This is a genomic window from Rhodovulum marinum (assembly GCF_004343075.1).
GTDB classification, from domain to species: domain Bacteria; phylum Pseudomonadota; class Alphaproteobacteria; order Rhodobacterales; family Rhodobacteraceae; genus Rhodovulum; species Rhodovulum marinum.
Window position 1 is genome coordinate 182,989 of the sequence record NZ_SLXP01000006.1, and the last position, 25,957, is coordinate 208,945.

27 protein-coding genes are annotated in these 25,957 nt (G+C 67.9%); 18 read left to right on the top strand and 9 right to left on the bottom strand.

Features of this window, described 5'->3' with window-relative positions; all coding sequences use genetic code 11:
* Position 1: 1 nt before the first annotated feature.
* From EV662_RS11145 to EV662_RS11155, 3 genes are all read right to left on the bottom strand, one after another.
* Complete coding sequence (locus EV662_RS11145) at positions 2-715, bottom strand: ABC transporter ATP-binding protein (protein ID WP_132462236.1); 714 nt, start codon at positions 713-715, stop codon at positions 2-4.
* A gap of 70 nt (positions 716-785) precedes the next feature.
* Positions 786-1,571, bottom strand: coding sequence for an ABC transporter ATP-binding protein (locus EV662_RS11150; protein ID WP_132462237.1), 786 nt, complete (start codon positions 1,569-1,571; stop codon positions 786-788).
* A 130-nt stretch (positions 1,572-1,701) separates the two neighbouring features.
* Complete coding sequence (locus EV662_RS11155) at positions 1,702-2,886, bottom strand: ABC transporter substrate-binding protein (RefSeq protein ID WP_132462238.1); 1,185 nt, start codon at positions 2,884-2,886, stop codon at positions 1,702-1,704.
* A gap of 132 nt (positions 2,887-3,018) precedes the next feature.
* Between EV662_RS11155 and EV662_RS11160 the strand changes: the two genes are divergently transcribed.
* A complete protein-coding gene (locus tag EV662_RS11160; protein ID WP_425057007.1) occupies positions 3,019-4,134 on the top strand; it encodes a PQQ-dependent sugar dehydrogenase in 1,116 nt (371 codons plus the stop codon).
* Between the two features lie 138 nt (positions 4,135-4,272).
* Here EV662_RS11160 and EV662_RS11165 read toward each other — a convergent pair whose 3' ends face one another.
* Positions 4,273-5,190, bottom strand: a complete 918-nt coding sequence (locus tag EV662_RS11165; RefSeq protein WP_132462334.1) for a GlxA family transcriptional regulator — start codon at positions 5,188-5,190, stop codon at positions 4,273-4,275.
* Positions 5,191-5,441: 251 nt separating this feature from the next.
* Between EV662_RS11165 and EV662_RS11170 the strand changes: the two genes are divergently transcribed.
* Entirely contained in the window at positions 5,442-6,812 is a 1,371-nt protein-coding gene (locus EV662_RS11170) for a class II 3-deoxy-7-phosphoheptulonate synthase (RefSeq protein WP_132462239.1), read from the top strand.
* A 69-nt stretch (positions 6,813-6,881) separates the two neighbouring features.
* Here EV662_RS11170 and EV662_RS11175 read toward each other — a convergent pair whose 3' ends face one another.
* Positions 6,882-7,499 carry a PAS domain-containing protein gene (locus EV662_RS11175; protein WP_132462240.1) on the bottom strand — a complete coding sequence of 206 codons (618 nt, stop codon included), beginning with the start codon at positions 7,497-7,499 and terminating at the stop codon, positions 6,882-6,884.
* 172 nt (positions 7,500-7,671) lie between these two features.
* Between EV662_RS11175 and EV662_RS11180 the strand changes: the two genes are divergently transcribed.
* From EV662_RS11180 to EV662_RS11195, 4 genes are all read left to right on the top strand, one after another.
* Positions 7,672-8,553 carry a YicC/YloC family endoribonuclease gene (locus tag EV662_RS11180; protein WP_243695827.1) on the top strand — a complete coding sequence of 294 codons (882 nt, stop codon included), beginning with the start codon at positions 7,672-7,674 and terminating at the stop codon, positions 8,551-8,553.
* A gap of 3 nt (positions 8,554-8,556) precedes the next feature.
* Complete coding sequence (gene gmk / locus EV662_RS11185; protein ID WP_132462242.1) at positions 8,557-9,198, top strand: guanylate kinase; 642 nt, start codon at positions 8,557-8,559, stop codon at positions 9,196-9,198.
* Complete coding sequence (locus EV662_RS11190; protein WP_132462243.1) at positions 9,195-9,722, top strand: gamma carbonic anhydrase family protein; 528 nt, start codon at positions 9,195-9,197, stop codon at positions 9,720-9,722. Before gmk ends, EV662_RS11190 begins: the two co-directional genes overlap by 4 nt.
* A gap of 64 nt (positions 9,723-9,786) precedes the next feature.
* A complete protein-coding gene (locus EV662_RS11195) occupies positions 9,787-10,977 on the top strand; it encodes a trans-sulfuration enzyme family protein (protein WP_132462244.1) in 1,191 nt (396 codons plus the stop codon).
* On the opposite strand, the gene EV662_RS11200 is transcribed toward EV662_RS11195, so the two are convergent.
* On the bottom strand, positions 10,974-11,351 hold the full coding sequence (locus tag EV662_RS11200; protein WP_132462245.1) for a hypothetical protein: 378 nt from the start codon (positions 11,349-11,351) through the stop codon (positions 10,974-10,976). The genes EV662_RS11195 and EV662_RS11200 overlap by 4 nt on opposite strands.
* A gap of 222 nt (positions 11,352-11,573) precedes the next feature.
* Between EV662_RS11200 and EV662_RS11205 the strand changes: the two genes are divergently transcribed.
* From EV662_RS11205 to phoB, 7 genes are all read left to right on the top strand, one after another.
* Positions 11,574-12,614: a sensor histidine kinase gene (locus EV662_RS11205; protein WP_132462246.1), complete on the top strand. Its 1,041-nt coding sequence runs from the start codon at positions 11,574-11,576 to the stop codon at positions 12,612-12,614.
* A gap of 170 nt (positions 12,615-12,784) precedes the next feature.
* On the top strand, positions 12,785-13,819 hold the full coding sequence (locus EV662_RS11210; protein ID WP_132462247.1) for a substrate-binding domain-containing protein: 1,035 nt from the start codon (positions 12,785-12,787) through the stop codon (positions 13,817-13,819).
* An 87-nt stretch (positions 13,820-13,906) separates the two neighbouring features.
* Positions 13,907-15,370, top strand: coding sequence for a phosphate ABC transporter permease subunit PstC (gene pstC / locus EV662_RS11215; protein WP_132462249.1), 1,464 nt, complete (start codon positions 13,907-13,909; stop codon positions 15,368-15,370).
* The gene (gene pstA / locus EV662_RS11220) at positions 15,367-16,734 is read left to right on the top strand and encodes a phosphate ABC transporter permease PstA (protein ID WP_132462251.1); all 1,368 of its coding nucleotides are present in this window, start codon (positions 15,367-15,369) and stop codon (positions 16,732-16,734) included. The genes pstC and pstA overlap by 4 nt, the downstream gene beginning before the upstream one ends.
* Before the next feature lie 21 nt (positions 16,735-16,755).
* Positions 16,756-17,553, top strand: a complete 798-nt coding sequence (gene pstB / locus EV662_RS11225) for a phosphate ABC transporter ATP-binding protein PstB (RefSeq protein ID WP_132462253.1) — start codon at positions 16,756-16,758, stop codon at positions 17,551-17,553.
* Between the two features lie 13 nt (positions 17,554-17,566).
* On the top strand, positions 17,567-18,277 hold the full coding sequence (phoU, locus tag EV662_RS11230) for a phosphate signaling complex protein PhoU (RefSeq protein WP_132462255.1): 711 nt from the start codon (positions 17,567-17,569) through the stop codon (positions 18,275-18,277).
* 4 nt (positions 18,278-18,281) lie between these two features.
* Complete coding sequence (phoB, locus tag EV662_RS11235; RefSeq protein ID WP_132462257.1) at positions 18,282-18,974, top strand: phosphate regulon transcriptional regulator PhoB; 693 nt, start codon at positions 18,282-18,284, stop codon at positions 18,972-18,974.
* A 3-nt stretch (positions 18,975-18,977) separates the two neighbouring features.
* On the opposite strand, the gene EV662_RS11240 is transcribed toward phoB, so the two are convergent.
* Positions 18,978-19,163 (bottom strand): hypothetical protein, encoded by a 186-nt coding sequence (locus EV662_RS11240; RefSeq protein ID WP_132462259.1) that lies wholly within the window; start codon positions 19,161-19,163, stop codon positions 18,978-18,980.
* 309 nt (positions 19,164-19,472) lie between these two features.
* Here EV662_RS11240 and EV662_RS11245 point away from each other — a divergent pair, with 309 nt between their 5' ends.
* Positions 19,473-20,225 carry a LuxR family transcriptional regulator gene (locus EV662_RS11245; RefSeq protein ID WP_132462261.1) on the top strand — a complete coding sequence of 251 codons (753 nt, stop codon included), beginning with the start codon at positions 19,473-19,475 and terminating at the stop codon, positions 20,223-20,225.
* A gap of 415 nt (positions 20,226-20,640) precedes the next feature.
* Here the strand turns inward: EV662_RS11245 and tsf are convergent, their stop codons facing one another.
* Together tsf and rpsB are read right to left on the bottom strand one after the other, a co-directional pair.
* A complete protein-coding gene (gene tsf, locus EV662_RS11250) occupies positions 20,641-21,522 on the bottom strand; it encodes a translation elongation factor Ts (RefSeq protein WP_132462263.1) in 882 nt (293 codons plus the stop codon).
* 86 nt (positions 21,523-21,608) lie between these two features.
* Entirely contained in the window at positions 21,609-22,397 is a 789-nt protein-coding gene (gene rpsB, locus EV662_RS11255) for a 30S ribosomal protein S2 (protein ID WP_132462265.1), read from the bottom strand.
* A 223-nt stretch (positions 22,398-22,620) separates the two neighbouring features.
* Here rpsB and EV662_RS11260 point away from each other — a divergent pair, with 223 nt between their 5' ends.
* The 4 genes from EV662_RS11260 to EV662_RS11275 all read left to right on the top strand — a co-directional run bounded on the left by EV662_RS11260 (position 22,621) and on the right by EV662_RS11275 (position 25,954).
* Positions 22,621-23,526, top strand: a complete 906-nt coding sequence (locus EV662_RS11260; protein WP_132462267.1) for a PfkB family carbohydrate kinase — start codon at positions 22,621-22,623, stop codon at positions 23,524-23,526.
* A complete protein-coding gene (locus EV662_RS11265; RefSeq protein WP_132462269.1) occupies positions 23,523-24,422 on the top strand; it encodes a pseudouridine-5'-phosphate glycosidase in 900 nt (299 codons plus the stop codon). Before EV662_RS11260 ends, EV662_RS11265 begins: the two co-directional genes overlap by 4 nt.
* 96 nt (positions 24,423-24,518) lie before the next feature.
* A complete protein-coding gene (locus EV662_RS11270; protein ID WP_132462271.1) occupies positions 24,519-25,064 on the top strand; it encodes a hypothetical protein in 546 nt (181 codons plus the stop codon).
* Between the two features lie 146 nt (positions 25,065-25,210).
* Positions 25,211-25,954 (top strand): DUF502 domain-containing protein, encoded by a 744-nt coding sequence (locus tag EV662_RS11275; RefSeq protein WP_132462273.1) that lies wholly within the window; start codon positions 25,211-25,213, stop codon positions 25,952-25,954.
* Positions 25,955-25,957: the final 3 nt, after the last annotated feature.

Consider the following 25,957-nt stretch of genomic DNA (forward strand, 5'->3'; position numbering starts at 1 on the left):
CCTACCCCCCCAGGAATGTCCGGCGCACCTCGGGGTCCGCCAGCAAGGCCTTGCCGGTGTCGGTATAGGCGTTGCGCCCCTGCACCAGCACGTACCCCTTGTCCGCGATCTCCAGCGCCTGGCGCGCGTTCTGTTCCACCATCAGGATGGAAATGCCGGTGCGCGCCACCTCGATGATCCGGTCGAACAGCTCGTCCATCACGATCGGGCTGACCCCCGCGGTCGGTTCGTCCAGCATCAGAACGCTGGGCCGGGTCATCAGCGCGCGGCCGACGGCGACCTGCTGGCGCTGCCCGCCCGACAGCTCGCCCGCCGCCTGGCGGCGCTTTTCCTTCAGGATCGGGAACAGGTGATAGACCTCGTCCATCGTACCCGAAATGTCGTCGCGGCGCAGGAAGGCGCCCATCTCCAGGTTCTCCTCGACACTCATCGAGGTGAAGATGTTGTTCGTCTGCGGCACGAAGGCCATGCCCTTGGCCACGCGGGCCTGGGGCGTCAAGGCGGTGATATCCTCGCCATCCAGTCGAACGCTTCCCGAATGGATGTTCAGCATCCCGAACACCGCCTTCATCGCGGTGGATTTTCCCGCGCCGTTCGGACCCACGATCACCGCGATCTCGCCCCGGTCCACCGACACGGTGCAGCCATGCAGGATATCCGCGCCGCGCCCGTAGCCGCCGGTCATCCGGTCGCCGATCAGAAAGGGCTCTGACATGCCCGCGCCCCTGTCTTTTTCTTGGCAAAAATACTCAAATCCCGCCCCGTCCATCGGCGCCCACGCCCGCTCAGGCGTGCCCGGCCTTCATCTTGTTCTTCAGCCCCGTGCCCAGATAGGCCTCGATCACCGCCTCGTTCTGCATGATCTCGTCGGCCTTGCCCCTGGCCAGTACCTTGCCCTCGGCCATCACGATCACCGGGTCGCACAGCCGACCGATGAAATCCATGTCATGCTCGATCACGCAAAAGGTATAGCCGCGCTCGCGGTTCAGCCGCACGATGGCGTCACCGATGGTGTTCAGCAGGGTCCGGTTCACGCCCGCGCCCACCTCGTCGAGGAACACCACCTTGGCATCGACCATCATCGTGCGGCCCAGTTCCAGCAGTTTCTTCTGCCCGCCCGACAGGTTCCCGGCCTTTTCGTCGGCCAAATGGTCGATGGTCAGGAACTCCAGCACCTCGTCGGCCTTCGCGGCCAGCGCGCGTTCCTCGGCCGCGATCCGGCGGCGGGCGAACCAGGCATGCCACAGCGCCTCGCCCGACTGGCCCGAGGGCACCATCATCAGGTTCTCGCGCACGGTCATCGAACTGAACTCATGCGCGATCTGGAAGGTGCGCAACAGCCCCTTGTGGAACAAGTCATGCGGCGGCAGGCCGGTGATGTCCTCGCCGTCCATGGTCACGCGGCCGCTGGTCGGCGGCAGCACGCCCGCGATCACGTTGAACAGCGTCGACTTGCCCGCGCCGTTCGGCCCGATCAAGCCGGTGATCGACCCGGTCTCGATCTCGATCGAGGCGCCGTCCACCGCGTGGAAGCCGCCGAAATGCCTGTGAAGGTTCTCTACCCGGATCACGTGTCGGTCCCCAACAGTCTGGCCCCGCAAATCCGGCGCCTGCGTTCTGGCGCGCGTCCTTAGCGGAAAGAAACGGCCCGGAAAAGCCCCGGGCCGCCCTTTGGTTCGAAATGGGATGCCAGGCCGCGGCCTAGCGGTAGCCCACCACTTTCAGTTCGCCGCCCTCGAAGGCGACTTCGCGATAGGCACCCGCGCCCTCGCCGGGGCCGATCAGTTCCACCGCCGAGGCGCCCACGTAATCCACGTCGCCCCCCGCCGCGAGGATTTCCAGCGCCTTGGCCAGTTCGCCGGGCAGGATCGGCTCGCCCGGGGCGTTGGCCACGTCCATGATCTTGTCCTTGTAGACCTGCGGATCGGCCGACCCGGCCGCCTGCATCGCCAGCACCATCAGCGCGCCCGCGTCATAGGCCTCGGCCGAGAAGGCCGAGCTGCCGTCGAACCCGGCCTCGGTCGCCATGGCGGCGAACATGTCGCGGCCTTCGCCCGGCGCGGCGGGGTTCTGGCCGAACGAGCCGTCGATATCGGCACCGAAATTCGCCACCAGCGCGTCGCCCACCATGCCGTCGGGGAACACGAAGGTGTCGAAGGCGCCGGTATCCAGCGCGGCCTGCACGATGCCCGACCCGCCCTGGTCGACATAGCCCACCACGACCAGCGCGTCGCCGCCCGCAGAGGCCAGCGCGCCGACCTCGGCCGCGTAATCGGCCTTGCCGTCCTCATGCGCGGCGTTCAGCGTCACGGTGCCGCCCTTCTCGGCGAAGGAGGCGGCAAAGCTGTCGGCCAGGCCCTTGCCGTAGTCGTTGTTCGTGTAGCTGACCGCGACCGTATCGATGCCCTTTTCCAGGATGATGTCGGCCATCACCTCGCCCTGGCGGGCATCCGACGGCGCGGTGCGGAAGAACAGGCCGTTATCCTCGATGGTCGACAGCGCCGGCGAGGTCGCCGAGGCCGAGATCGTCACGATGCCGTTGGGCACCGACACGTTCTGCACCACCGCGCCCGTCGCGCCCGAGCACATCGGCCCCAGAAGCCCCGCGACCCGGTCCGAGGTCACAAGCCGTTCGGCCGCGGCGGTGGCGGCGGCGGCATCGACGCAGGTCGAGTCGCCGCGGATCGCGGTGATCGTGCTGCCGCCGAGGAACAGGCCCGACTCGCTGGCCTCCTTCAGGGCCAGTTCATGCCCGTCGGCGATCGGGGGCGCGAGCGATTCCAGCGGCCCGGTAAAGGCCGCGAGCACGCCGATCTTGACCTCTTCGGCCGTGCCCGCGCCGGCCATCAGGCCAAGGGCCGCGGTGGCCATAAGCAGCTTTTTCATGGTTCAACTCCCGTGTTGGAACGAAATCCGCGGCGCAGCCTAGTGGCGGCGACCGGAAAAGGGAAGGGCATCCGCGCGGCGCCGGGGGCGCGCGGGCTTGGCTCTGTGCGGGCCCGCCCTAGCTTTGCCACCATGACACCTGTTGCGACATCCGCCCTTGCCCGCGTTGCGATGGCGGCCCTGCTGCTGGGCCTCGCCGCGCTGCCCGTCCGCGCGCTGGACAGCTCGGCCGGACCGCTGCGGATCGAGACCCTGGCCAGCGGGCTGAACGAACCCTGGGCGATCGGATTCCTGCCCGGCGGCAGGGTGCTGGTGACCGAGCGCGGCGGGCGGCTGTTGCACCTGTCGGACGGCCGGGCGAGCGAGGTGGCGGGCGTGCCCCGGGTGGCGGCGGTCGGGCAGGGCGGCCTGCTGGACGTGATGGTGCCGCGCGATTTCGCCGAAACCCGCGAGGTCTTCCTCAGCTACGCCAAACCACAGGGCCGGGGCGAGGGCACCGCGCTGGGCGTGGGCCGGCTGTCGGCGGACGCCACCCGGCTCGAGGGGTTCCGCGAGATCTTCGAGATCGCGCCCGGATCGTCGGGGGGGCGGCATTTCGGCTCGCGCATCGTCGAGGGACCCGGGGGATACCTGTTCCTGACCGTGGGCGACCGCGGCGACCGGCCCGCGGCGCAGGACCTGGCGCGCCACGAGGGATCCGTCTTGCGGCTGAACCGCGACGGGTCGGTGCCGGCGGACAACCCCTTCGTCGGCCAGCACGGCGCACGGCCCGAGATCTGGTCCCATGGCCACCGCAACCCGCAGGGCGCGGCGCTCGGCCCCGACGGCACCTTGTGGGTGAACGAACATGGCGCGCGCGGCGGGGACGAGGTGAACCGCATCGAGAAGGGCGCCAATTACGGATGGCCGGTGATTTCCTATGGCCGGCATTACTCGGGGCGCAAGATCGGCGAGGGCGCCGTCAAGCCGGGGATGGAACAGCCCGCGCATTACTGGGACCCGTCGATCGCGCCCTCGGGGATGATGGTCTATTCCGGCGCGCTCTGGCCCGACTGGCGCGGGGATATCTTCTCGGGCAGCCTGAAATTCGGCCTGATCTCGCGGCTGGACCCCGAGACCGGCTTCGCAGAAGAGCGCCTGAAGGCGCCCGAAACCGGCCGCGTGCGCGACATCGCCGAAGGGCCCGACGGGACGATCTGGTTTCTCAGCGTGACCAACGGCGCGCTCTACCGGCTCCTGCCCGACTAGGTGCCTGGATATTTTCAGCCAGAAGAAGCAGCATCCTCCTTCTTCTGGCGTGAAATATCCCGGGGGGCGGCCGAAGGCCGGGGGGCAGCGCCCCCCCCTGGCGACATCGCTACACGGGCGTGCCCCGAAAATCCCGGATCACGCCCCGCCACGCCCGCCCCGGCTGCCGCGTTCGCGATAGGGGGTGGTGTTGTAATGCGCCCGGTAGCATTTCGAGAAATGGCTGGGCGAGGCGAAGCCGCAGGCCAGCGCCACGTTGATCACGCTCATGTCGGTCTGCATCAGCAGGTTGCGCGCCTTGGACAGCCGCAATTCCATGTAATAGCGTTTCGGCGAGCGGTTGAGGTAGCGGCGGAACAGCCGTTCCAGCTGGCGTGTGGACATGCCCACGTCGCGGGCCAGGATCGCCGGCGAGATCGGGTCCTCGAGGTTTTTTTCCATCACCTGGATCACCTGCGACAGCTTGGGGTGGCGCACCCCGATCCGGGTCGGGATCGACAGCCGCTGGGTGTCCTGGTCAGTGCGGATCGAGGAATAGATCAGCTGGTCGGCCACGGCATTGGCCAGGTCCTCGCCATGGGTCTCGGCGATCATCGTCAGCGCAAGGTCGATCGAGGCCGTGCCGCCCGCCGTCGTCATCCGGTTGCCGTCGACCACGAACACCGACTTGGTCAGTTCGATCTCGGGGAACTCCTCGAGGAAACTGTCCTGGTTTTCCCAGTGGATCGTGGCGCGCCGCCCTTCCAGAAGCCCGGCGCGGGCCAGCGCATGGGCGGCGGTGCACAGCCCCGCGATGGCGCGGCCCTTGCGGGCCTCGCGCCGCAGCCAGCCCACCAGCCGCCGGGTCGTCGCCGCCTGCACGTTCAAGCCGCCGCAGACCAGAACGATCTCGTCGCGGCCGAGATCGCCCAGGTCGATATCCAGCGCCACCTGCGTGCCGTTGGAGCAGGTCGCCCATTCCCCGCCTTCGCCGGCCAGGCGCCAGCGATAAAGCGTCTTGCCCGACATGCGGTTGGCGATGCGGAACGGTTCGATCGCCCCCGCGAAACTGAGCATGGTGAACTGGTCGAGCAGCACGAACACCAGATCCTGCGGGCGGCTGCCATCGGCGGCCACCTCGATGAGGTCGGATTCCCGGGCGCGTTCCGCCAAATGTCCCTCCGCGCGTGCTGTCCGGACAGCGAAAACAGGTTTGCCCGGACGGATCAAGGCCAAGCGGACGCCGGGGCCGGGATTTGCGGTGGCAGGCGCGGGCGCTTGCCCCTATAAGGCCGCATCGAAAGACGACGACCTGCGGAGCGAGAACGATGACCACGTGGCAGAAATCGGATTGGCGGTCCCGGCCCCGGGTGCAGATGCCCGATTACACGGATGCCGAGGCGCTGGCCGCCGTCGAGGCGCAGTTGGCCAAGTATCCGCCGCTGGTCTTTGCCGGCGAGGCGCGCAAGCTGACCGCCAAGCTGGGCGAGGCGGCCCAGGGCAAGGCGTTCCTGCTGCAGGGCGGCGATTGCGCCGAGAGTTTCAGCGAGTTCTCGGCCGACACGATCCGCGACACCTTCAAGGTGCTGTTGCAGATGGCCGTCGTGCTGACCTATGGCGCCAAGCTGCCGATCATCAAGGTGGGCCGGATGGCCGGGCAGTTCGCCAAGCCGCGCTCGGCGCCGACCGAGGTGGTGAACGGCGTGGAACTGCCCAGCTATCGCGGGGACATCATCAACGGGTTCGAGTTCACGCCCGAGGCGCGCATCCCCGACCCGAACCGCATGTTGCAGGCCTATACCCAGGCCGCGGCCTCGCTGAACCTGTTGCGCGCGTTCTCCAAGGGCGGGTTCGCCGATATCCACCGGGTGCATTCCTGGACGCTGGGATTCACCGACAGCGACGAGGCCGAGAAATACCGCGACATGGCGAACCGGATCAGCGACACGCTGGCCTTCATGACGGCCGCGGGCGTGAACGGCGACACGATGAATTCACTGTCGGTGGTGGATTTCTTCACCTCGCACGAGGCGCTGCTGCTGGAATACGAAGAGGCGCTGTGCCGGGTGGATTCGACATCGGGCAACTGGATCGCGGGGTCGGGTCACATGATCTGGATCGGCGACCGCACCCGGCAGATCGGCGGCGCGCATGTGGAATTCTGCAAGGGGGTGATGAACCCGATCGGGCTGAAATGCGGCCCCTCGATCAGCGAGGACGACCTGAGGACGCTGATCGAGACGCTGAACCCCAAGAACGTGCCGGGGCGGCTGACGCTGATCTCGCGGTTCGGCGCGGGCACGGTGGGCGACCACCTGCCGCGGCTGATCAAGGTCGTGCGCGACATGGGCGCGAACGTGGTGTGGACCTGCGATCCGATGCACGGCAACACGATCAAGTCGGCGAGCGGATACAAGACGCGCCCGTTCGAGTCGGTGCTGCGCGAAGTGCAGGAATTCTTTGCCGTCCACGCGGCCGAGGGCACGATCCCGGGCGGCGTGCATTTCGAGATGACCGGCAAGGACGTGACCGAATGCACCGGCGGGGTGCGGGCCGTGACCGACGAGGACCTGTCCTCGCGCTATCACACCGCCTGCGACCCGCGGCTGAATGCCAGCCAGGCGCTGGAGCTGGCCTTCCTGGTGGCCGAGGAACTGGCCAACCGGAATGGCGATGCGGCCGCCGCGGCGGCGCTTTGATCTCTGACTGCGTGAAGAAGGCGGCCTAACCGCCTTCTTTTGCCTTGTCTTTTGCTGGATGATGACGGGTCACGCGCGGCCCGAAAGCCCGCCTTCGATCACCTGCAGTTGCGGCCGGCCGGTCACGGTGGCGGTCGGACGGTCGCTTTCGGCGGCGCCGAGGATGCGGAACCGGCGCGGTGCGCGGCCCGGCTTGCCCACGGTGGCGAAGCCGCCCAGCATGCGCTGCGGGGCGCCCGCCTCGTTGCGCAGCGGCAACAGCACCATGCCGCCGTAAAGCGCCGGATGGCCGAAACGGGGCGGGGCGAACAGGTTGATCCGCAGCGGCGTCGCCTGGCCGGCCAGCGCATCGCCCAGCATCCGTTCCAGAAGCGGCCGCGAGTCGGGCAGGATCAGCGCCGAGAGCGGCATGCCGCGCATGTCCATGCCCATCACCTCGCCCAGGTGCTGGCCGGTCAGGCGCAGGCGCAGGTGGCGGGGCGTGATCGCCTCGGCCACGAAGCAGTTCGACAGGGCCTTGGAGAAGCCGCGCGGGTCGAGTTCGGCCCGGCTGGGCGCGACGCCCTGCTGTTCCAGAAGGCCGCGCCAATAGGATTCGATCACGTCCAGTGCGGCCAGGCCGCTGCCCCCGCGATACCCCGCCAGCGCGATGACGGCGGCTCTCAGACTCTTGTCGTTCTCGGACATCTCGTCACCTCGGTCCACACCAACCCAAGCCGTCCGACGCCGCCGCCGGGCGTTGTCGACCCCGGCGGGAAGTGCTAGTGCGGAACAGCCCCTCACGGGCACGACAATGCCACAAAATCGCCACGAGTCAGAGGAAAGTCTTTACCGATGGTTAACGACGATGCCTAACTCGATGACCGCGTTCGCCGCGCAAAGCGGGCAGGGGCACGGCCATGCCTGGACCTGGGAGCTGCGGGGGGTCAACGGCAAGGGGCTGGATTTGCGGTTGCGCCTGCCCGACTGGCTGCCCGGGCTGGAGCAGGCGGCGCGGGCGGCGGTGCAGCGACGCATCGCGCGCGGCAGCGTGACGCTGGGGCTGAAGATCGCGCGCGAGGCGGGCGCGGGGGGCGCGGTGGCGCTGGACCCGCGGGCGCTGGAGGCGGCGATCACCATGATCAAGCAGGTCGAGGCCGCGGCGGCGGAACACAACCTGCGCCTGGCCACACCGACGGCGACCGATATCCTGTCCCTGCGGGGCGTGGCCGACGCGAGCCTGCCCGAGGCCGAGACCGAGGCGCTGATCGCCACGCTTCTGGCCGACCTCGATGGGGTGATCGACGCCTTCGTGGCGATGCGTGCCGCCGAGGGCGAGGCGCTGGAGGCGGTGCTGCGCGACCACCTGGCCGAGATCGCCGAACTGACCGGGGCCGCGCGCGACGAGGCCGAAGCGCGGCGCGCGCAGGTGGCCGAGACGCTGAAGGCGAACCTTGCGCGCGTGCTGGACAATTCCGAAGGCGCCGACCCGGACCGGGTGGCGCAGGAGCTGGCGATGCTGGCGGTCAAGGCGGACGTGCGCGAGGAGCTTGACCGGCTGGCCGCCCATGTCGAGGCCGCGCGCGCGCTGCTGGACGCGGACGGGCCGGTGGGCCGCAAGCTGGATTTCCTGATGCAGGAGTTCAACCGCGAGGCCAACACCCTGTGTTCGAAATCCCAAGCCACCCCGCTGACCCGCATCGGGCTCGATCTCAAGCACGTGATCGACCAGATGCGCGAGCAGGTGCAGAACGTGGAGTAGGCGATGGACGACCGCCGCGGCCTTTTGATCATCCTGTCCTCGCCGTCCGGCGCGGGGAAATCGACGCTGGCGCGCCGGTTGCGCGACTGGGATCCGGGCATCGTGTTCTCGGTATCGGCCACCACGCGCCCGCCGCGCCCGGGCGAGGTGGAGGGGCAGGATTACCATTTCCTGACCGAACCCGCCTTCAAGGCCGAGGTGGCCAGGGGCGCGATGCTGGAACATGCCTTTGTCTTCGGCAATTTCTACGGCTCGCCCGAGGGGCCGGTGCGCGCCGCCATCGAGGACGGGCGCGACGTGCTGTTCGATATCGACTGGCAGGGGGCACAGCAGATCCGGAACTCGGCGCTTGGGCAGCACACGCTGTCGATCTTCCTTCTGCCGCCGTCGATCGCGGAGCTGCGCCGCCGGCTGGAGGCGCGCGGCCAGGACAACGCGGATACCATCGCCAAGCGGATGCAGAAAAGCTGGGACGAGATAAGCCACTGGGATGGCTATGATTTCGTGCTGGTCAATGACGACCTGGACGCCACCGAGGAAAAGCTGAAGACCATCCTGACCGCAACCCGCCTGCGGCGCAGCCAGCAGCCCGGCCTGACCGAGCATGTGCGCGCATTGCAGGCCGAATTCGAGGCCCTGCCATGACTTTGTACACGCTTGACGGCATCGCACCGGCCCTGCCCGAGGATGGCGATTTCTGGGTCGCGCCCGACGCCAACCTGATCGGCAAGGTGATCCTGGAGGCGGGCGCGTCGGTGTGGTTCGGCGCGACGCTGCGCGGCGACAACGAGCCGATCACGGTGGGGGCGGGGACGAACATCCAGGAAAACACCGTCTGCCATACCGATATGGGCTATCCGCTGGTGATCGGGGCGGGCTGCACCATCGGGCACAAGGCGATGCTGCATGGCTGCGTGATCGGGGAGAATTCGCTGGTGGGCATGGGGGCCACGATCCTGAACGGGGCGAAGATCGGGAAGAACTGCCTGATCGGGGCCTGTGCGCTGATCACCGAGGGCAAGGAGATCCCCGACGGCTCGCTGGTGATGGGCAGCCCGGGCAAGGTGGTGCGCCAGTTGGACGAGGCCGCCATCGCGAGCCTGCGCAAATCCGCGCGCCACTACCAGGAAAACATGCGCCGTTACCGCGATGGCCTGACGGTGGCGTGACGCGACGACGTCCTGCAAGGGCCTTCCCGCCAAGTTCCTGAACCAATATGCGACCGGAGTAACGATGACCGACCCGACCCTTCGCCGCCCGGCCTGGCCCGCCTCGCAGGTGCGCCCGCTGGTCAGCCCGCTGCAGCCCTCGGTCGTCTATGTCTCGCCCGATCCCGACACGCTGGACGCGCAATACGAGGGCCGCGTGCCCGGCCATGTCTATGCGCGCGAGGGGCATCCGAATGCCGATGTGCTGGCAGGCATGATCGACCGTCTGGAAGGTGCGACGGGCGGCGTGGTGACCGGGTCGGGGATGGCGGCGGTGGGCATCGCGATGCTGGCCGCGCTGAAGGCGGGCGATCACGTGGTGGGCGGCGATCAGCTGTACGGGCGCAGCCTGCGGATGCTGTCCGAGGATTTGCCGCGCTTCGGCATCACGACCAGCCTGGCCGACCCGACCGACCTGGCCGCCATCGAGGCGGCGCTGCGCCCCGAGACGCGGCTGATCCTGATCGAGGTCGTTTCCAACCCCACGCTGCGGGTGGCCGACCTGGACGGGATCGCGCGGCTGGCGCGCGCGCGCGGCATCCTTCTGGCGGTGGACAACACCTTTACCACGCCGCGCGGGATCCGGCCGCTGGCGCATGGCGCCGATATCGTGATCCATTCGGTGACCAAGCTGCTGGCGGGCCATGCGGATGCGACGCTGGGCTATGCGGTGGCGCGCGACCCGGCACTGAACGCGGCAATGAAGGTTGCGGCGACGACCTGGGGCACGACGGCCAGCCCGTTTGACTGCTGGCTGGCCGAGCGGGGGCTCTTGTCCTTCGAGCTGCGCTATGACCGGGCCGAGGAGACCGCCGCGCGGCTGGCCGATCACCTGGCGGGGCAGCCGGGCGTGCGGCGCGTGCTGTATCCCGGCCGCGCCGACCACCCCGACCACAATCGGGCCGGCGCGCTTCTGGCCGGGCGGTTCGGCAATATGCTGAGTTTCGAACTGGAAGGCGGTCGGGCCGCGGCCAATGCCTTTACCCGTGCCTGTCCGGGACTGGCCTTTGCGCCGACGCTGGGCGACGTGGCGACGACGCTGTCGCATCCGGCCTCGTCCTCGCACCGGGCCTTGACGTCCGAGGCGCGCGCGGCGCTGGGAATATCCGAGGGGTTCTTCCGGGTGTCGGTGGGAATCGAGCCGCTGGACGCGCTGATCGCCGAGGTCGATGCGGGGCTGGCGTCGGCGCGGGAGGCCGCGGAGGCGGAATGCTAGATTCGGGCGCGGGGAATCAGTTCGACCGTCAGGCCGGGGCAAAGCTGCTCGATCTCTTCGCGGATGATGTCGGGTTCGGGCAGGGCCGGGGTCACGACGATATAGCGCCCGCGATAGCCCGCAAGCGCCAGTTGCACCGCAAGGTCCAGCGCGTCGAACTGTTCGGTCAAAAGCGGCGAAACGACGTAGTCGGTCGCCGGTGCGCAGGCCAGCGCCGCGTGCAGCAACGCATAGGGCAGGCTTTCGCAGCGTGCGCCGGCAAACGGCATGCCAAGTTCCGGCCGTTCGTCGCGATGAAACCCGACCATAAGTGCCAACGACGGGCCGATCTGGCGGCAGACCGCAGTGTCGGCGTGAATCTGGCGGTGCTCCATCCCAGGTTCTCCGCTGCACGACCAGCTTGTAGACGCTGCGCCGCGAATCAATCAAAACGTGTCAACCTGCATTTTCAGTCAGGTGCTACTGGCTCGTTTATATTTTGAATTAAGCCCGCAGGCAATTCCGTATCACGATACGACTGAGTTTCCGTAACGTCGCCTTTTTCGTAACAACGCCCGCTGAGACCAGCGTCGCAGCCCCTGTCCGGAGCATCGCCCATGCCGGCCGATCTTGTCACCTCGATCATCGCAGGCGTACCGCTGCCCACGCTTATCGTCGACCGAGACGAACGGGTGAAGGCGATGAACGCCTCGGCCGCGGCGATGTTCGGCGCAGCCGGCACGGGGCGGCATTACGTGACCGTGCTGCGCCAGCCCGCGCTTCTGGACTGCGTCGAGGAGGCGCTGCGCCTGCGGCAGGCGCGTAAGGCCCGGTATTTGACCACGGATCTGGCGCGCGAGGCGACCTATGACGTGATCGCCAGCCCCCTGGGCAGCGATGGCGGGCAGGGGGTGGTGGTGGTGTTCACCGACATCACCGAGCGCGAGCAGATGGGCCAGATCCGCCGCGATTTCGTCGCCAATGTCAGCCACGAACTGAAGACGCCGCTGACCGCGCTGTTGGGATTCATCGAGACGCTGAAGGGCCCCGCGCGCGAGGATGCCGCCGCGCGCGAAAGGTTCCTGGAGATCATGGGCCGCGAGGCGGAGCGGATGAACCGGCTGGTCAGCGACCTTCTGTCGCTAAGCCGGGTCGAGGCCGAGGAACGGATGCGCCCCGAGAAGCGGGTCGACGTCGCGGCGCTGTTGCGCAGTTCGGTTCAGGCGCTGCGCCCGCTGGCCGTCGATTCGCGGGTCGAGATGGTTCTGGAGGGCGCCGAGGGCGCGGTGCATGTGCTGGGCGATGCCGACCAGCTGACCCAGGTGTTTCACAACCTCATCGAGAACGGCATCAAGTATGGCGGCACCGGTGGCGTTCTGCGGGTGGAGATGACCGAAAGCCCGCGCGAACTGGCGTTTCGCGGCCCCGGCGTGCGCATCGATGTGATCGACCGGGGCGAGGGGTTCGACCCGGTGCACATCCCGCGACTCACCGAGCGGTTCTACCGGGTCGACAGCCACCGGTCGCGCGAGATGGGCGGCACCGGTCTGGGCCTGGCGATCGTGAAGCATATCGTGAACCGCCATCGCGGGCGGTTCCGGATCGACAGCGAACCGGGCAAGGGCAGCACGTTTTCCGTCATGTTGCCAGTGGCTTGACCCCGGTACAGGCGTCGGCGCACCGGGGCGCCGGGCCGGGACGGGGCGGATCGGGGCGCGGGCTGTCATGAAACCGTTACACAACTGTCACAAAAGCTTGGCCCGAGGTTAATAGGACGCGCCCCGAGGCCGCCCGACACGCGGCCAGGACAACCAACCAGGAGCTATCCATGTCCCTTGCGAAACTGACCGCCTCCGCGCTGGCGATCGCTGCCGTTTCCGCCACCGCCGCCGCCGCGCGCGACAACGTCCAGGTCGCCGGGTCCTCGACCGTGCTGCCCTATGCCTCGATCGTGGCCGAGCTGTTCGGCGAGAATTTCGACTTCCCGACCCCGGTCGTGGAATCGGGCGGGTCCTCGGCCGGCCTGAAGCGGTTCTGCGAAGGCGTGGGCGAGACCACCATCGACATCGCCAACGCGTCCCGCGCGATCCGTGAGAAGGAAATCAAGGCCTGTGCCGAGAACGGCGTGACCGACATCATCGAGGTCCGCATCGGCTATGACGGCATCGTCTTCGCCAGCCAGATCAACGGCCCGGCCTTCACCGCGTTCGAGCCCGCCGACTGGTACAACGCGCTGGCGCCCAAGGTGGTCAAGGACGGCGAACTGGTCGACAACCCCTACACCAAGTGGTCGGACTTCAACGCCGATCTGCCGGACGCCGAAATCGCCGCCTTCATCCCCGGCACCAAGCACGGCACCCGCGAAGTGTTCGAGGAAAAGGTTCTGGCGGCGGGCTGTGAAGCCACCGGCGCGCTTGAGGCGATGGTCGCCGCCGGCATGTCCGAGGACGACGCCGAGGACGCCTGCATCGCGGTGCGCACCGACGGTCTGTCGGTCGATATCGACGGCGACTACACCGAGACGCTGGCCCGGATCGACGCCAACCCGAACGGCGTCGGCGTGTTCGGCCTGGCGTTCTACGAGAACAACACCGACAAGCTGAAAGTCGCCACCATGTCGGGCGTCGCGCCCTCGACCGAGACGATCTCCACCGGCGAATACCCGGTCTCGCGCCCGCTGTTCTTCTACATCAAGAAGGCGCATATCGGCGTGATCCCGGGCCTGAAGGAATTCGCCGAATTCTTCGTCGCCGACGAGATCGCCGGCCCCGACGGCCCGCTGGCCGAATACGGCCTGGTGGCCGACCCGGAACTGGCCGCGACGCAAGCCAAGATCGCCGGCGAAGAGACCATGAGCAACTGAGCGCCCCGGCGCTGATCGGCGGGCGGCCCCTGCGGGCCGCCCGTCTTTTGCCCTGACCGGGCGGATTTTCCTGAACACGGAGCGGACATGCCCCTATTCTGGCTCGTGCTGATCGTGCTTGGCCTGGCCGTGGCTGGCTATGTGGCGGGGCGGGGCAGGGCGCTGCGGCTGGCCGGCGGCGATAGCCGCGTGCTGCATTCGTTGCCGTCCTATTACGGGGCGCATGTCGCGTTGCTGACGCTGGTGCCGGCCTTTGCGATCCTGTGCCTTTGGGTCCTGATCCAGCCGCTGGTGATCGAGAATAGGATCAGCGCCAAGCTGCCCGAAACCGCGATCGCGGAGTCGAGCACGCGCGCGCTGGTGATGAGCGATGTGCGCCGGGTGGCCGAGGGGCTGGATGTCGCGGTGGCGGCGGGGGCGATGACCGCGGACGAGGCGGCGCATATGCGCAGCGAGTTGACCGACGTGCGCAACCGGCTGGGCGCGGTCGGCGTTGCGCTGGGCTCGGACGTGGGGCCCGAGGTGCTGCGCGCGGCGCAGGCCTACCGTGCGCTGGCCGCGCGCGGGCACCTGGCGATGACGCTGGTGGTGCTGACCGCGGCGCTGGGGGGGGCGGGCCTGGGGATCGCGCGGTCGCGCGCCGACTTCCGCGCGCGCAACGTGGTCGAGACCGCGGTGCGTTACCTGCTGATCTTCGCCGCGACGGTCGCGATCCTGACGACGATCGGCATCGTGCTGTCGCTGGTGTTCAACACGATCGAGTTCTTCAAGCTGTACCCGGCGCGCGACTTCTTCTTCGGCACGACCTGGGCGCCCAGTTTCGGCGGCGGGTCGGAGCTGGGGATCCTGCCGCTGCTGTGGGGCACGTTCTATATCTCGCTGATCGCGCTGGCGGTGGCGGTGCCCATCGGACTGTTCGCGGCGGTCTACCTGTCGGAATACGCCTCGGGCCATACCCGCGCCATCGCCAAGCCGCTGATCGAGGTGCTGGCAGGCATCCCGACCATCGTCTACGGGCTGTTCGCGCTGCTGACGGTGGGGCCGCTGTTGATACGGGTGTTCGGCGCCGACGGCGTGGGCATCATGCAGGCGGGCACGGCGGTGATGACCGCGGGGCTGGTGATGGGCATCATGCTGATCCCCTTCGTCAGTTCGCTGTCGGACGACATCATCAACGCGGTGCCGCAGTCGATGCGTGACGGTAGCCTGGGTCTGGGGGCCACACGGTCGGAAACCGTGAAACAGGTGGTGCTGCCCGCGGCCCTGCCGGGCATCGTGGGGGCGATCCTGCTGGCGGCGTCGCGCGCCATCGGCGAGACGATGATCGTGGTGCTGGGCGCCGGGGCGGCGGCGCGGCTGTCGATGAACCCGTTCGACGCGATGACCACCGTGACCGCCAAGATCGTCAGCCAGCTGACGGGTGACGCCGATTTCGCCAGCCCCGAGGCGCTGGTGGCCTTTGCCCTGGGCATGACGCTGTTCGTCATCACGCTGGGGCTGAACGTCTTTGCCCTTTACATCGTGCGCAAGTACCGGGAGCAGTACGAATGACCGACGCGACGATCCCCGCGGCCACCGGTGCCACCGGTTCGCTGCTGGAACCCGATGCGCGCACCCGCCGCCGCAACGCCGCCGAGGCGCGGTTCCGGCTGTACGGGCTGATCGCGGTGGGTATCGGGCTGTTCTTCCTGGCGGCGCTGATGATCTCGATCTTCATGAACGGGGCAGGGGCGTTCCAGCAAACCGCCTATACGCTGCCGATCGAGTTCCGGCAGGACGTTCTGGACAAGAACGGCACCGGCGATATCGAGACGATCAAATCGGTCAAGACATTCGCCTACAAGCCGCTGATCCGCGAGGCGATCCTGCGCGAGATCTACCGGCTGGATATCGAGACGCCGCTGGCCGGGGCCAAGGTAAAGGGGTTTTCCTCGGACCTGGACAACCTGTTTTCGGACGGGGCGCCGGCGACGTTGCGCGACATGGTGCTCTCCGATCCTGGACTGATCGGCCAGACGGTGACGGTCAAGCTGATCGCCTCGAGCCGGGTCGACGGCTATCTCAAGGGGCGGGTCAGCCGCGAGTCGATCGCCCGCGACAAGAACCTGGATGCCGTCCACCTGGACCTGGTGGACGAGCTGCGCGCGGCGGGCGTGGTGGCCAAGGGGTTCAACCTGGCCTTCATCACCGGCCCCGACGCATCGGATGCGCGGCCTGAACAGGCGGGGATGGGCGTGGCGATGCTGGGCTCGTTCTTCATGATGCTGGTGGTGCTGCTGCTCAGCCTGCCGATCGGGGTCGCGGCCTCGATCTACCTGGAGGAGTTCGCGCCGAAGAACCGGATCACCGACCTGATCGAGGTCAACATCTCGAACCTGGCCGCGGTGCCGTCCATCGTGTTCGGTATCCTGGGGCTGGCGGTGTTCATCCAGGTGATGCACCTGCCGCAATCGGCGCCGCTGGTGGGCGGGCTGGTGCTGACGCTGATGACGCTGCCCACGATCATCATCTCGACGCGGGCCTCGCTGAAATCGGTGCCGCCGTCGATCCGCGACGCGGCCCTGGGGGTTGGGGCGTCCAAGATGCAGGCGGTGTTCCACCACGTGCTGCCGCTGGCCATGCCCGGCATCCTGACCGGCACGATCATCGGGCTGGCGCAGGCGCTGGGGGAAACCGCGCCGCTGTTGCTGATCGGGATGGTGGGTTATATCGCGTCGAACTATCCCGACGGGGTGGCCTCGGGCTTTCTGGACCCGAACTCGGCGATGCCCGCGCAGATCTTCGAATGGGCGAAACGCGCCGACCCGGCCTTTTACGAACGCGCCTGGGGCGGGATCATCATCCTGCTGGTCTTCCTGATGACCATGAACATCATCGCCATTCTGCTGCGCCGCCGCTTCGAGCGCCGCTGGTAGGGCCGCGAAAGGACCCCTAAGATGTACGACAATCCACTGACGAAGAGGCAAACATTGACCCAGGAGGTGAAATTCTCGGCCCGCGGGGTCAACGTGTTCTACGGCGACTCCCACGCCATCAAGGGCGTGGACGTGGATATCGAGGACAAGACCGTCACCGCCTTCATCGGGCCGTCGGGCTGTGGCAAGTCGACCTTCCTGCGCTGCCTTAACCGGATGAACGACACGATCGACGTCTGTCGTGTCGAGGGCCGGATCACGCTGGACGGCGAGGATATCTACGACCCCCGCGTCGACCCGGTGCAGCTGCGCGCGCGGGTGGGCATGGTGTTCCAGAAGCCGAACCCGTTCCCCAAGTCGATCTACGACAACGTGGCCTACGGCCCCAAGATCCACGGCATGGCGCGGTCGCGCGCCGAACTAGACGAGATCGTGGAACGCGCGTTGCGCCGCGGCGCCATCTGGGACGAGGTCAAGGACCGTCTGGACGCGCCGGGCACCGGGCTGTCGGGCGGCCAGCAACAGCGGCTGTGCATCGCGCGCGCGGTGGCGACCGAACCCGAGGTGCTGTTGATGGACGAGCCCTGTTCCGCGCTCGACCCGATCGCGACGGCGCAGGTCGAGGAACTGATCGACGAGCTGCGGCAGGATTACTCGGTGGTGATCGTGACCCATTCCATGCAGCAGGCCGCGCGCGTCAGCCAGAAGACCGCGTTTTTCCATCTCGGCAATCTGGTCGAGTTCGGCGAGACCGGGCAGATCTTCACCAACCCGCGCGACCCGCGCACCGAAAGCTATATCACCGGCCGGATCGGCTGAGAAGGAATTGCCCATGCCCGACCGTCATATAGTCAAGTCCTACGACCGCGATCTCGAGGCGATCCAGGCGCTCATCATGAAGATGGGCGGCATGGTCGAGACCGCGATTCTGGAGGCCTCGCAATCGCTGGAGAACCGCGACGAGGAACTGGCCGAGCGCGTGCGCGCGAACGACAGCGCCGTCGACGAGCTGGAAGAGCGCGTCAACGAAGAGGCCGCGCGGATGCTGGCGCTGCGCCAGCCCTCGGCGGGCGATCTGAGGACCGTTCTGACGGTGATGAAGATCTCGGCCAACCTGGAACGGGTGGGCGATTACGCCAAGAACATGGCCAAGCGGACCGGCGTTCTGCTGCAGATGGCCCCGATCGACGGGTCCTCGGGGGCGATCCGGCGGATGTCGATGGCGGTGGGCGGCATGCTGAAGGATGCGCTGGACGCCTATATCCAGCGCGATGCGGAACTGGCAGAGGACGTGCGGCTGCGCGACCACGAGGTCGACCAGATGTACAACGCGCTGTTCCGCGAGTTCCTGACCTTCATGATGGAGGATCCGCGCAACATCACCGCCTGCATGCACCTGCATTTCATCGCCAAGAACATCGAGCGGATGGGCGACCACGTCACCTCGATCGCCGAACAGGTGATCTACCTGGTGACCGGCGAGATGCCCGAGGACGACCGGCCCAAGGCCGATCGCACCGCGATCGAAGCGCCGAAGGTCTGAGCCGATGTCGCCCGCCGAACAGCCCACAGTCCTGATCGTCGAGGACGAGCCCGCGCAGCGCGAGGTGCTGGCCTACAACCTGGAGGCCGAGGGGTTCCGCGTCGCCCGCGCCGAAACCGGCGACGAGGCGCTGATGCTGGTCGACGAACTGGCGCCGGACCTTGTGGTGCTGGACTGGATGCTGCCATCGGTGTCGGGGATCGAGGTCTGCCGCCAGCTGAAGACGCGCAGCGAGACGCGCAGCCTGCCGATCATCATGCTGTCGGCCCGCGCCGAGGAGGTGGACCGGGTGCGGGGGCTGGAGACCGGCGCCGACGACTATGTCGTGAAACCCTATTCGGTGGTCGAGCTGATGGCACGGGTGCGTGCGCTGTTGCGCCGGACGCGGCCCGCGGCGGTGGGCCAGCGGCTGGAATTCGAGGATATCGTTCTGGATTCCGAGACGCACAAGGTGTTCCGCTCGGGCAAGCCGCTGAAGCTGGGGCCGACCGAGTTCCGGCTGTTGTCGACCTTCATGGAGAAACCCGGCCGGGTCTGGAGCCGCGAGCAATTGCTGGACCGGGTCTGGGGGCGCGACATCTATGTCGACACGCGCACGGTCGACGTTCATATCGGACGGCTGCGCAAAGCGCTGTGCCAGCAAGGCGGCGACGACCCGGTGCGCACGGTGCGCGGCGCGGGCTATGCGCTGGGCTGAGGATCAGCCGCGCGCGTGAAAGGTTTCCAGAAGTTCGTCGACCGCGGCCAGAACCTCGGCCCGGACGATGGCCAGCGGCGTGAGATGCAGCGCGTCGATTTCCTCGGACGGGTGCGCTGCGTGATGGCAGTCGGCGCATGTGCCGTTGCAGCCTGCGGCGGGACGGGGGGATCGGGACGGGGTGGCCATGTCGGGTCTCCTTGGCGGGACGCACCGCGGTCAAGGTTAACCGATCAGCCTTTCCAGGCGCTTAACGCCGATGGGGCACTATACGTGATGCCGATAATCAGTATTATGTAAAGGCGTGATGCAATGGCCCAGCGGCACCCTTGCGGGAGCGTCGCGCATACCGGCGGGTTTTCAACGCCTTGATCCAGGCTTCTCATGCTTCCCCTCAGCTTTCACAGGATGTGCCCGCCGCGCAGGCCGGCGCATCCTCTCGACAGAACGGCGTGTCGTCGCGTATTGGAATGGCCTGCCGAAACGCATGGAGGCGCCATGACGCTCGATCATGTTCGAGCCATCGTCGCGACGCGAACCGTCGAGGAGCTGTGGTCTCTGCATACCCGCAAGATGGCCGAGTTCGGGTTCGACCGGCTGATCTATGGCTTTACCCGGTTCCGCACCGCGAATTCGTTCGGCGACAGGGACGACTTTTTCGTGCTGTCCAACCTGAGCGAAGACTACATGCGCACCTTCATCGACGACGGGATGTATCGCGATGCGCCGATGGTGCGCTGGGCGGCCGAGCACGAGGGAGCGTGCAGCTGGCGCGAACTGAAGGACCGTTATGCCCGCGGAGAATTGACGCCGGCCGAGGTGCGCGTCGTGGAATTCAACCGTTCCATGGGCATGAGTGCCGGCTACTCGATTGCTTTTTCGGATATTTCCGTCCGCGCCAAGGGGGCGATCGGGCTGGTGGCACGCTGTGGAATGGACCAGGATGCGGTCGATGCGATGTGGGACAGGCATGGCAGCGAAATCCTGTTGATGAACGACGTGATGCATCTGAAAGTGCAGAACCTGCCCTGTAGCTCGACCCGGCCGCCGCTGACTCCGCGCCAGCGCGAGGTGCTGGAATGGGTCGGCGATGGCAAGACCGCGCAGGACATCGCCACGATCCTGGGCGTGACGCCGGCCACCGTGGAAAAGCACCTGCGGCTGGCACGCGAGACGCTGGATGTCGAAACGACGGCGCAGGCGGTGCTGAAAGCGTGGTTCCAGAACCAGATCTTCAGCGCGCGGCCCTGAGGGCCCATACGATTCGCGGTGCACACACCTAGGCGTTTTTTATGCGAAAGTAGGGATTCCCTTACTTTCGTCACCCTGCGTTAATCGGCAACATTTTGCCTGTTCCGTGAGTGGTGGCCTTAGGCCAGGGAACGTTGGGTGGGCGCGACCAGGCGATTTCCGATGGCGTGTTCATCCCCCGGTGATCCGGGATCCGCAGGGGCGGCCTATATTCGGAGCGTTCCTGTGCACCACTTCGCGCGGCTCGACCTCTTTGCGGGGGGAACGTGGGAAGTATCGGGGCGGTGTGGCCGAGGGGTGGTCACGCCGCCCCATTTCGTTTCGCCCACAGCCGGTTCATCGCCGGCACGAAAAAGGGGCGGTGTGGGCCCCTGCCCGCACCGCCCCCTTCGGATTTGGCGTATGTTCGCCGGGATTAGCCCTGGGCCGCCTTGGCGACCTCGGCGGCGAAATCCTCTTCTTCCTTCTCGATGCCTTCGCCCACCTCGAGCCGGACAAAGCCGGTGATCGTGGCGCCGGCTTCCTTGGCGGCCTGTTCCACGGTCAGGTCGGGATTGACCACGAAGGCCTGGTTCAGAAGCGTGATCTCGGCGAGGAACTTCTTCATCCGGCCCTCGATCATCTTCTCGATGACCTGCTCGGGCTTGCCGCTTTCGCGGGCGATGTCGATCTGGACCTGGCGTTCCTTCTCGACGATCGCGGGATCGAGATCGTCGGCATTCAGCGCCTGCGGACGCGGGTCGGCGGCGGCCACGTGCATGGCGACCTGCTTGCCGAAGGCCTCGTCACCGCCGGTCATCGCCACCAGCACGCCGATCTTGCCCATGCCGGGGGCGGCGGCGTTGTGGATGTAGAACACCACGTTCTCGCCCTCGATCGTCGCCATGCGGCGCAGGGTCATGTTCTCGCCGATGGTGGCGATCTTGTCGGTGATGGTGTCGGCGACGCTCTTGCCGCCCAGGTCGGCCGCTTTCAGCGCCTCGACATCCGACGCGCCCATCGCCGCCTTGGCGATCTGGGCAACCATCCCCTGGAATTCGGCGTTCTTGGCGACGAAATCGGTTTCCGAGTTCACCTCGACGGCGACCCCCTTGCCACCCTCGACCTCGACGGCCACCAGGCCCTCGGCGGCGGTGCGGCCCGATTTCTTGGCGGCCTTGGCCAGACCCTTGGTGCGCAGCCAGTCGACCGCGGCCTCCATGTCGCCGTTGTTCTCGGTCAGCGCCTTCTTGGCGTCCATCATGCCCGCGCCGGTCTTGTCGCGCAGCTCCTTCACCATGCTCGCGGTGATTGCCATGGCTCGGCTCTCCTCGATTGTCGAATACGTGTGATGGGCGCGGACCTAGCCGCGCCCTGTGTCGGTTCCGTGACAGGCGGGGCGTATCAGGCCCCGGCCTGCTCCTCGGCGGGTGCTTCGGCTTCGGCCGCCAGTTCCTCGGCGGGCGCCTCTTCCAGCGCGCCGATATCGACGCCGGCGGCATCCATCTGCGCGCTCATCCCGTCGAGCGCGGCCCGGCTGGCCAGGTCGCAATAGAGCGCGATGGCGCGCGCGGCGTCATCGTTGCCGGGGATGATGTAATCCACACCTTCGGGCGAACAGTTGGTGTCGACCACGGCCACCACGGGAATGCCCAGTTTGCGGGCCTCGAGGATGGCGAGGTCTTCCTTGTTCACGTCGATCACGAACAACAGGTCAGGCAGGCCGCCCATTTCGCGGATGCCGCCAAGGCTGGCCTGCAGCTTGGCCTGCTCGCGTTCCATCCCGAGGCGTTCCTTCTTGGTCAGACCCTCGGCGCCGGCGGCCATCTGCTCGTCGATCTCGTTCAGACGCTTGATCGACTGGCTGACGGTCTTCCAGTTGGTCAGCGTGCCGCCCAGCCAGCGGTGGTTCATGTAGTACTGCGCGCAGCGCTCGGCGGCCTCGGCGATCGGGCGCTGGGCCTGGCGCTTGGTGCCGACGAACAGGATGCGGCCGCCGCGGGCGACGGTTTCGCGGATGACGTTCAGCGCCGCGTCCAGCATGGGCACGGTCTGCGTGAGGTCGAGGATGTGGATGCCGTTGCGGTCACCGTAGATGAATTCGCCCATGCGGGGGTTCCACCGCTGGGTCTGGTGACCAAAGTGAACGCCAGCTTCGAGAAGCTGACGCATCGAGAATTCAGGAAGCGCCATATCGTTTTCCTTTCCGGTTTGCGCCTGGGCGGGGCATAAGGGCATGTGCCCAACCGGCGGACCGCAAGCGGGATGTCTCCCCGCGGGGGCCCATCCCCACCTGTCGAAGTGGCGCGCGCTTACCGCGTTTCCGGCGCCGGTGCAAGCCCCCTGCCCCGTTTGGCGCCACGCGGCCCGGCGCGGGGACTTGCACCGCGCGGCGCAAGGGCCGAGACTGCCGCCCATGACCCCGGATCCGAAACATGCCGACGTGGTGCTGTGCATCGGTGCCGTCCTTTGGGACGTGATCGGCCGCAGCCGCGGCGCGATGGCGTTGGGCGATGACCTGCCGGGGCGGATCATCCGGCGACCCGGGGGCGTGGCGCTGAACGTGGCGGCGGCGCTGGCGCGCGAGGGGATGCGCCCGGTGTTGCTGGGCGCGATCGGCGAGGATGCCGAGGGCCACGCCCTGTGCGCGGTTTGCGACGGGATGGGGATCGAGACGGCCCACCTGCACCGCGCGCCGCTGCACCCCACCGACATCTATATCGCCATCGAGGCCGACCAGGGACTGGCGGGCGCGGTGGCCGACACCGCCGGGCTGGAGGCGGCGGGGGCCGCGATCCTGGCGCCGCTGGGCGATGGGCGGCTGGGCGCGGACGGGGCGCCGTTCCGCGGCATCGCGGTGGTGGACGGCAACTTGCCCGAAGCGCTGTTGGCCGAGATCGCCGCCGGGCCGGCGCTGGCGCGCGCCGATCTGAGGCTGGCGCCCGCAAGCCCGGCCAAGGCGCGGCGCATCGCGCCGTTGGTGGGCGACGGGCGGGTCACGCTGTATCTGAACCGCGCCGAGGCGGGGGTGCTGCTGGGCCGGGTGTTTCCCGACGCCGCCAGCGCCGCCGGGGCCTTGCGCGCGGCGGGCGTGCGTCGCGCGCTGGTCACCGACGGGCAGGACCCGGCGGTGTTCGCCGCCGAGGACGGCATGTTCGAGCGCCGGCCAGCGACGCTGGCACCGGTGCATGTGACCGGGGCGGGCGACGCGCTTATGGCGGGCCATATCGCGGCGGAACGTGCCGGGGCGGACCCGGCCACGGCGCTGGCCGCCGCGCTGGACGCGGCGGCGCGCCATGTCGGAGGGGGGATCGCACGATGACACTGCCGCTGGTTTTCGCCCCCGAGGTCGCCACCGCGCGTAGGGCCGGTGCGCCGCTGGTCGCGCTGGAAAGCACCATCATCACCCATGGCATGCCCTGGCCGCGCAACCTGGAAACCGCCCGCGCGGTCGAGGACGAGGTGCGCGCCGCGGGTGCCGTGCCCGCCACCATCGCGGTGATGGGCGGCGCGATCCGCGTCGGGCTGGACGACGCGGCGCTGGGCGACCTGGCCCGTGCCAGGGACGTGGCCAAGCTGAGCCGGGCCGACCTGGCGGTGGCGCTGGCCGCGGGTCGCACCGGGTCGACCACGGTCGCGGCGACGATGATCTGCGCCCATCTGGCCGGCATCGAGGTGTTCGCCACGGGCGGGATCGGCGGCGTGCACCGCGGCGCCGAGACCAGTTTCGACATCTCGGCCGACCTGCGGGAACTGGCGCACACCCCGGTCACGGTGGTGGCCGCGGGGGCCAAGGCGATCCTCGATCTGCCCAAGACGCTGGAAGTGCTGGAAACCCTGGGCGTGCCGGTGATCGGCTATCGCAGCGACGATTTCCCCGCGTTCTGGTCGCGCGCCTCGGGCCTGCCGGTGCCGCTGAGGATGGACAGCGCCGACCAGGTTGCGGCGGCGCACCGGATGCGTGCGCGGCTAGGGCTGGGGGGCGGACAACTGGTTGCAAACCCGATCCCCGAGGCAGACGAAATCCCCCGTGCCGAGATCGCGCCAGTGGTCGAACGCGCCCTGGCCGACACCGCCCACCTGTCGGCCAAGGCGGTCACCCCCGCGCTGCTGGCGCGCATTTTCGAGTTGACCGAGGGCCGGTCACTGAGCGCGAATATCGCGCTGGTGCGTAACAACGCGCGCCTGGCCTCGGCGATCGCCCGCGCGCTGGCCTGACGCGGCGTCGCTGCGGCGATGGGCGGGCTTGGGCCCCGGCCCGGAGACGCGGCACGATCGAAACGGCACAGGCCCGTGTCCCGCAGGAGGTTCGCCATGATCCGCATCCCCGTTCTGCCGCTGCTGGTCGCCGCCGCCCTGCCCGCGGCCGCGCAGGTGCCCGACATGCCGATCCTGCCCGAAGGCTGGGACATCCCCAACATCGCCCCCCTGCCCGAGGGGCAGCGCGCCGAGGACCCGGCCACCCTGTCGATCTCGGGGGCGTGGATCTATGCCACCTCGAAACACACGCTGCTGGCCTGCGATTTCCCGGCCTCGCCGGGCGAGCCGATGTCCGGCCACATGGAAATCGCTGAACATGACGGAGGCGTGACCGTCACGCTGGTGACCGGGGGGCGGTGCGATCCGGCCTCGATGTGCATCTTCGAGGGCGGCATCGCGGGCACGATCCTGGCGGTCGCCAACAGCGACACGGTGGATGGCGAGGGCGGCATCGCGGCCAACGGCTGGGCGGTGGTCTTTACCGGGACGGCCAATGGCACCGGGTCGGGCACCTCGTCCTATGTTCACCCCAAGGGCTATCGCTGCGCCTGGTCCTACCGGGTCGACCTGCGCCGCCCGGCCGAGGGCGAGCTGGACTGAACGCCCCGCCGCGGAACCGGGCAGGCCGCGCCCGATCCGCCCGGAAACGGGGCAGGCGCGGTGAAAAAACCCCGCCGCCCCGGCCCGCACTATTGTAGAGTGCGGGACCCGCGACTAGCTATGGTCCAGACACAGGACCGCGACGGATGTTCGAGAAAAACGACCCCCCCCAGAGCCCCGATCCGCTCGCCGGCGAACCGCGCCCGTTCTGGCGCTCGCTGATCGCGCGGCTACGGAACAACTTCCTCGCGGGGCTGGTGGTGATCGCACCGATCGGGCTGACGCTGTGGATGATCTGGACGGTGACGGGCTGGATCGACGGTTTCGTCCTGCCGCTGGTGCCGAACAAGTTCCAGCCCGAGCAATATATCGGCATCGACATCCGCGGCCTCGGCGTCATCTTCTTCCTGCTGTTCACGCTGTTCGTGGGCTACATGGCCAAGGGCATGGTGGGCCGGTCGTTCATCCATTGGGGCGAACGCATGGTCGGTCGCATGCCGGTGGTCCGCTCGATCTACAACGGTCTGAAACAGATTGCCGAAACCGTCTTCGCCCAGTCCGAGACCAGCTTCGACCGCGCCTGCCTGGTGGAATATCCGCGCAAGGGGCTCTGGGCGATCGCCTTCGTCTCGACCCGCGCCAAGGGCGAGGTCAACCGGCGCATCCCGCGCGACGACCAGTTGATCGCGGTGTTCCTGCCGACCACCCCGAACCCGACCTCGGGCTTTCTGCTGTTCGTGCCGCAAAGCGATGTGATCGAGCTGGAGATGAGCGTCGAGGAAGCGGCCAAGCTGGTGATCTCGGCCGGGCTCGTCTCGCCCGAGGAAAAGATCGCGCCCGCCCCCGAACCGCTTCAGGAAATCGCCCGCCGGCACAAGATCGGCGCGTGATCC

Excerpts from the sequence above, each read along its gene's own strand:
- EV662_RS11145 (WP_132462236.1), bottom strand. The coding sequence starts at position 715 with ATGTCAGAGCCCTTTCTGATCGGCGACCGGATGACCGGCGGCTACGGG.
- EV662_RS11155 (WP_132462238.1), bottom strand. The coding sequence starts at position 2,886 with ATGAAAAAGCTGCTTATGGCCACCGCGGCCCTTGGCCTGATGGCCGGC.
- EV662_RS11160 (WP_425057007.1), top strand. The coding sequence starts at position 3,019 with ATGACACCTGTTGCGACATCCGCCCTTGCCCGCGTTGCGATGGCGGCC.
- EV662_RS11165 (WP_132462334.1), bottom strand. The coding sequence starts at position 5,190 with ATGCTCAGTTTCGCGGGGGCGATCGAACCGTTCCGCATCGCCAACCGC.
- EV662_RS11170 (WP_132462239.1), top strand. The coding sequence starts at position 5,442 with ATGACCACGTGGCAGAAATCGGATTGGCGGTCCCGGCCCCGGGTGCAG.
- EV662_RS11175 (WP_132462240.1), bottom strand. The coding sequence starts at position 7,499 with ATGTCCGAGAACGACAAGAGTCTGAGAGCCGCCGTCATCGCGCTGGCG.
- EV662_RS11180 (WP_243695827.1), top strand. The coding sequence starts at position 7,672 with ATGACCGCGTTCGCCGCGCAAAGCGGGCAGGGGCACGGCCATGCCTGG.
- gmk (WP_132462242.1), top strand. The coding sequence starts at position 8,557 with ATGGACGACCGCCGCGGCCTTTTGATCATCCTGTCCTCGCCGTCCGGC.
- EV662_RS11190 (WP_132462243.1), top strand. The coding sequence starts at position 9,195 with ATGACTTTGTACACGCTTGACGGCATCGCACCGGCCCTGCCCGAGGAT.
- EV662_RS11195 (WP_132462244.1), top strand. The coding sequence starts at position 9,787 with ATGACCGACCCGACCCTTCGCCGCCCGGCCTGGCCCGCCTCGCAGGTG.
- EV662_RS11200 (WP_132462245.1), bottom strand. The coding sequence starts at position 11,351 with ATGGAGCACCGCCAGATTCACGCCGACACTGCGGTCTGCCGCCAGATC.
- EV662_RS11205 (WP_132462246.1), top strand. The coding sequence starts at position 11,574 with ATGCCGGCCGATCTTGTCACCTCGATCATCGCAGGCGTACCGCTGCCC.
- EV662_RS11210 (WP_132462247.1), top strand. The coding sequence starts at position 12,785 with ATGTCCCTTGCGAAACTGACCGCCTCCGCGCTGGCGATCGCTGCCGTT.
- pstC (WP_132462249.1), top strand. The coding sequence starts at position 13,907 with ATGCCCCTATTCTGGCTCGTGCTGATCGTGCTTGGCCTGGCCGTGGCT.
- pstA (WP_132462251.1), top strand. The coding sequence starts at position 15,367 with ATGACCGACGCGACGATCCCCGCGGCCACCGGTGCCACCGGTTCGCTG.
- pstB (WP_132462253.1), top strand. The coding sequence starts at position 16,756 with ATGTACGACAATCCACTGACGAAGAGGCAAACATTGACCCAGGAGGTG.
- phoU (WP_132462255.1), top strand. The coding sequence starts at position 17,567 with ATGCCCGACCGTCATATAGTCAAGTCCTACGACCGCGATCTCGAGGCG.
- phoB (WP_132462257.1), top strand. The coding sequence starts at position 18,282 with ATGTCGCCCGCCGAACAGCCCACAGTCCTGATCGTCGAGGACGAGCCC.
- EV662_RS11240 (WP_132462259.1), bottom strand. The coding sequence starts at position 19,163 with ATGGCCACCCCGTCCCGATCCCCCCGTCCCGCCGCAGGCTGCAACGGC.
- EV662_RS11245 (WP_132462261.1), top strand. The coding sequence starts at position 19,473 with ATGACGCTCGATCATGTTCGAGCCATCGTCGCGACGCGAACCGTCGAG.
- tsf (WP_132462263.1), bottom strand. The coding sequence starts at position 21,522 with ATGGCAATCACCGCGAGCATGGTGAAGGAGCTGCGCGACAAGACCGGC.
- rpsB (WP_132462265.1), bottom strand. The coding sequence starts at position 22,397 with ATGGCGCTTCCTGAATTCTCGATGCGTCAGCTTCTCGAAGCTGGCGTT.
- EV662_RS11260 (WP_132462267.1), top strand. The coding sequence starts at position 22,621 with ATGACCCCGGATCCGAAACATGCCGACGTGGTGCTGTGCATCGGTGCC.
- EV662_RS11265 (WP_132462269.1), top strand. The coding sequence starts at position 23,523 with ATGACACTGCCGCTGGTTTTCGCCCCCGAGGTCGCCACCGCGCGTAGG.
- EV662_RS11270 (WP_132462271.1), top strand. The coding sequence starts at position 24,519 with ATGATCCGCATCCCCGTTCTGCCGCTGCTGGTCGCCGCCGCCCTGCCC.
- EV662_RS11275 (WP_132462273.1), top strand. The coding sequence starts at position 25,211 with ATGTTCGAGAAAAACGACCCCCCCCAGAGCCCCGATCCGCTCGCCGGC.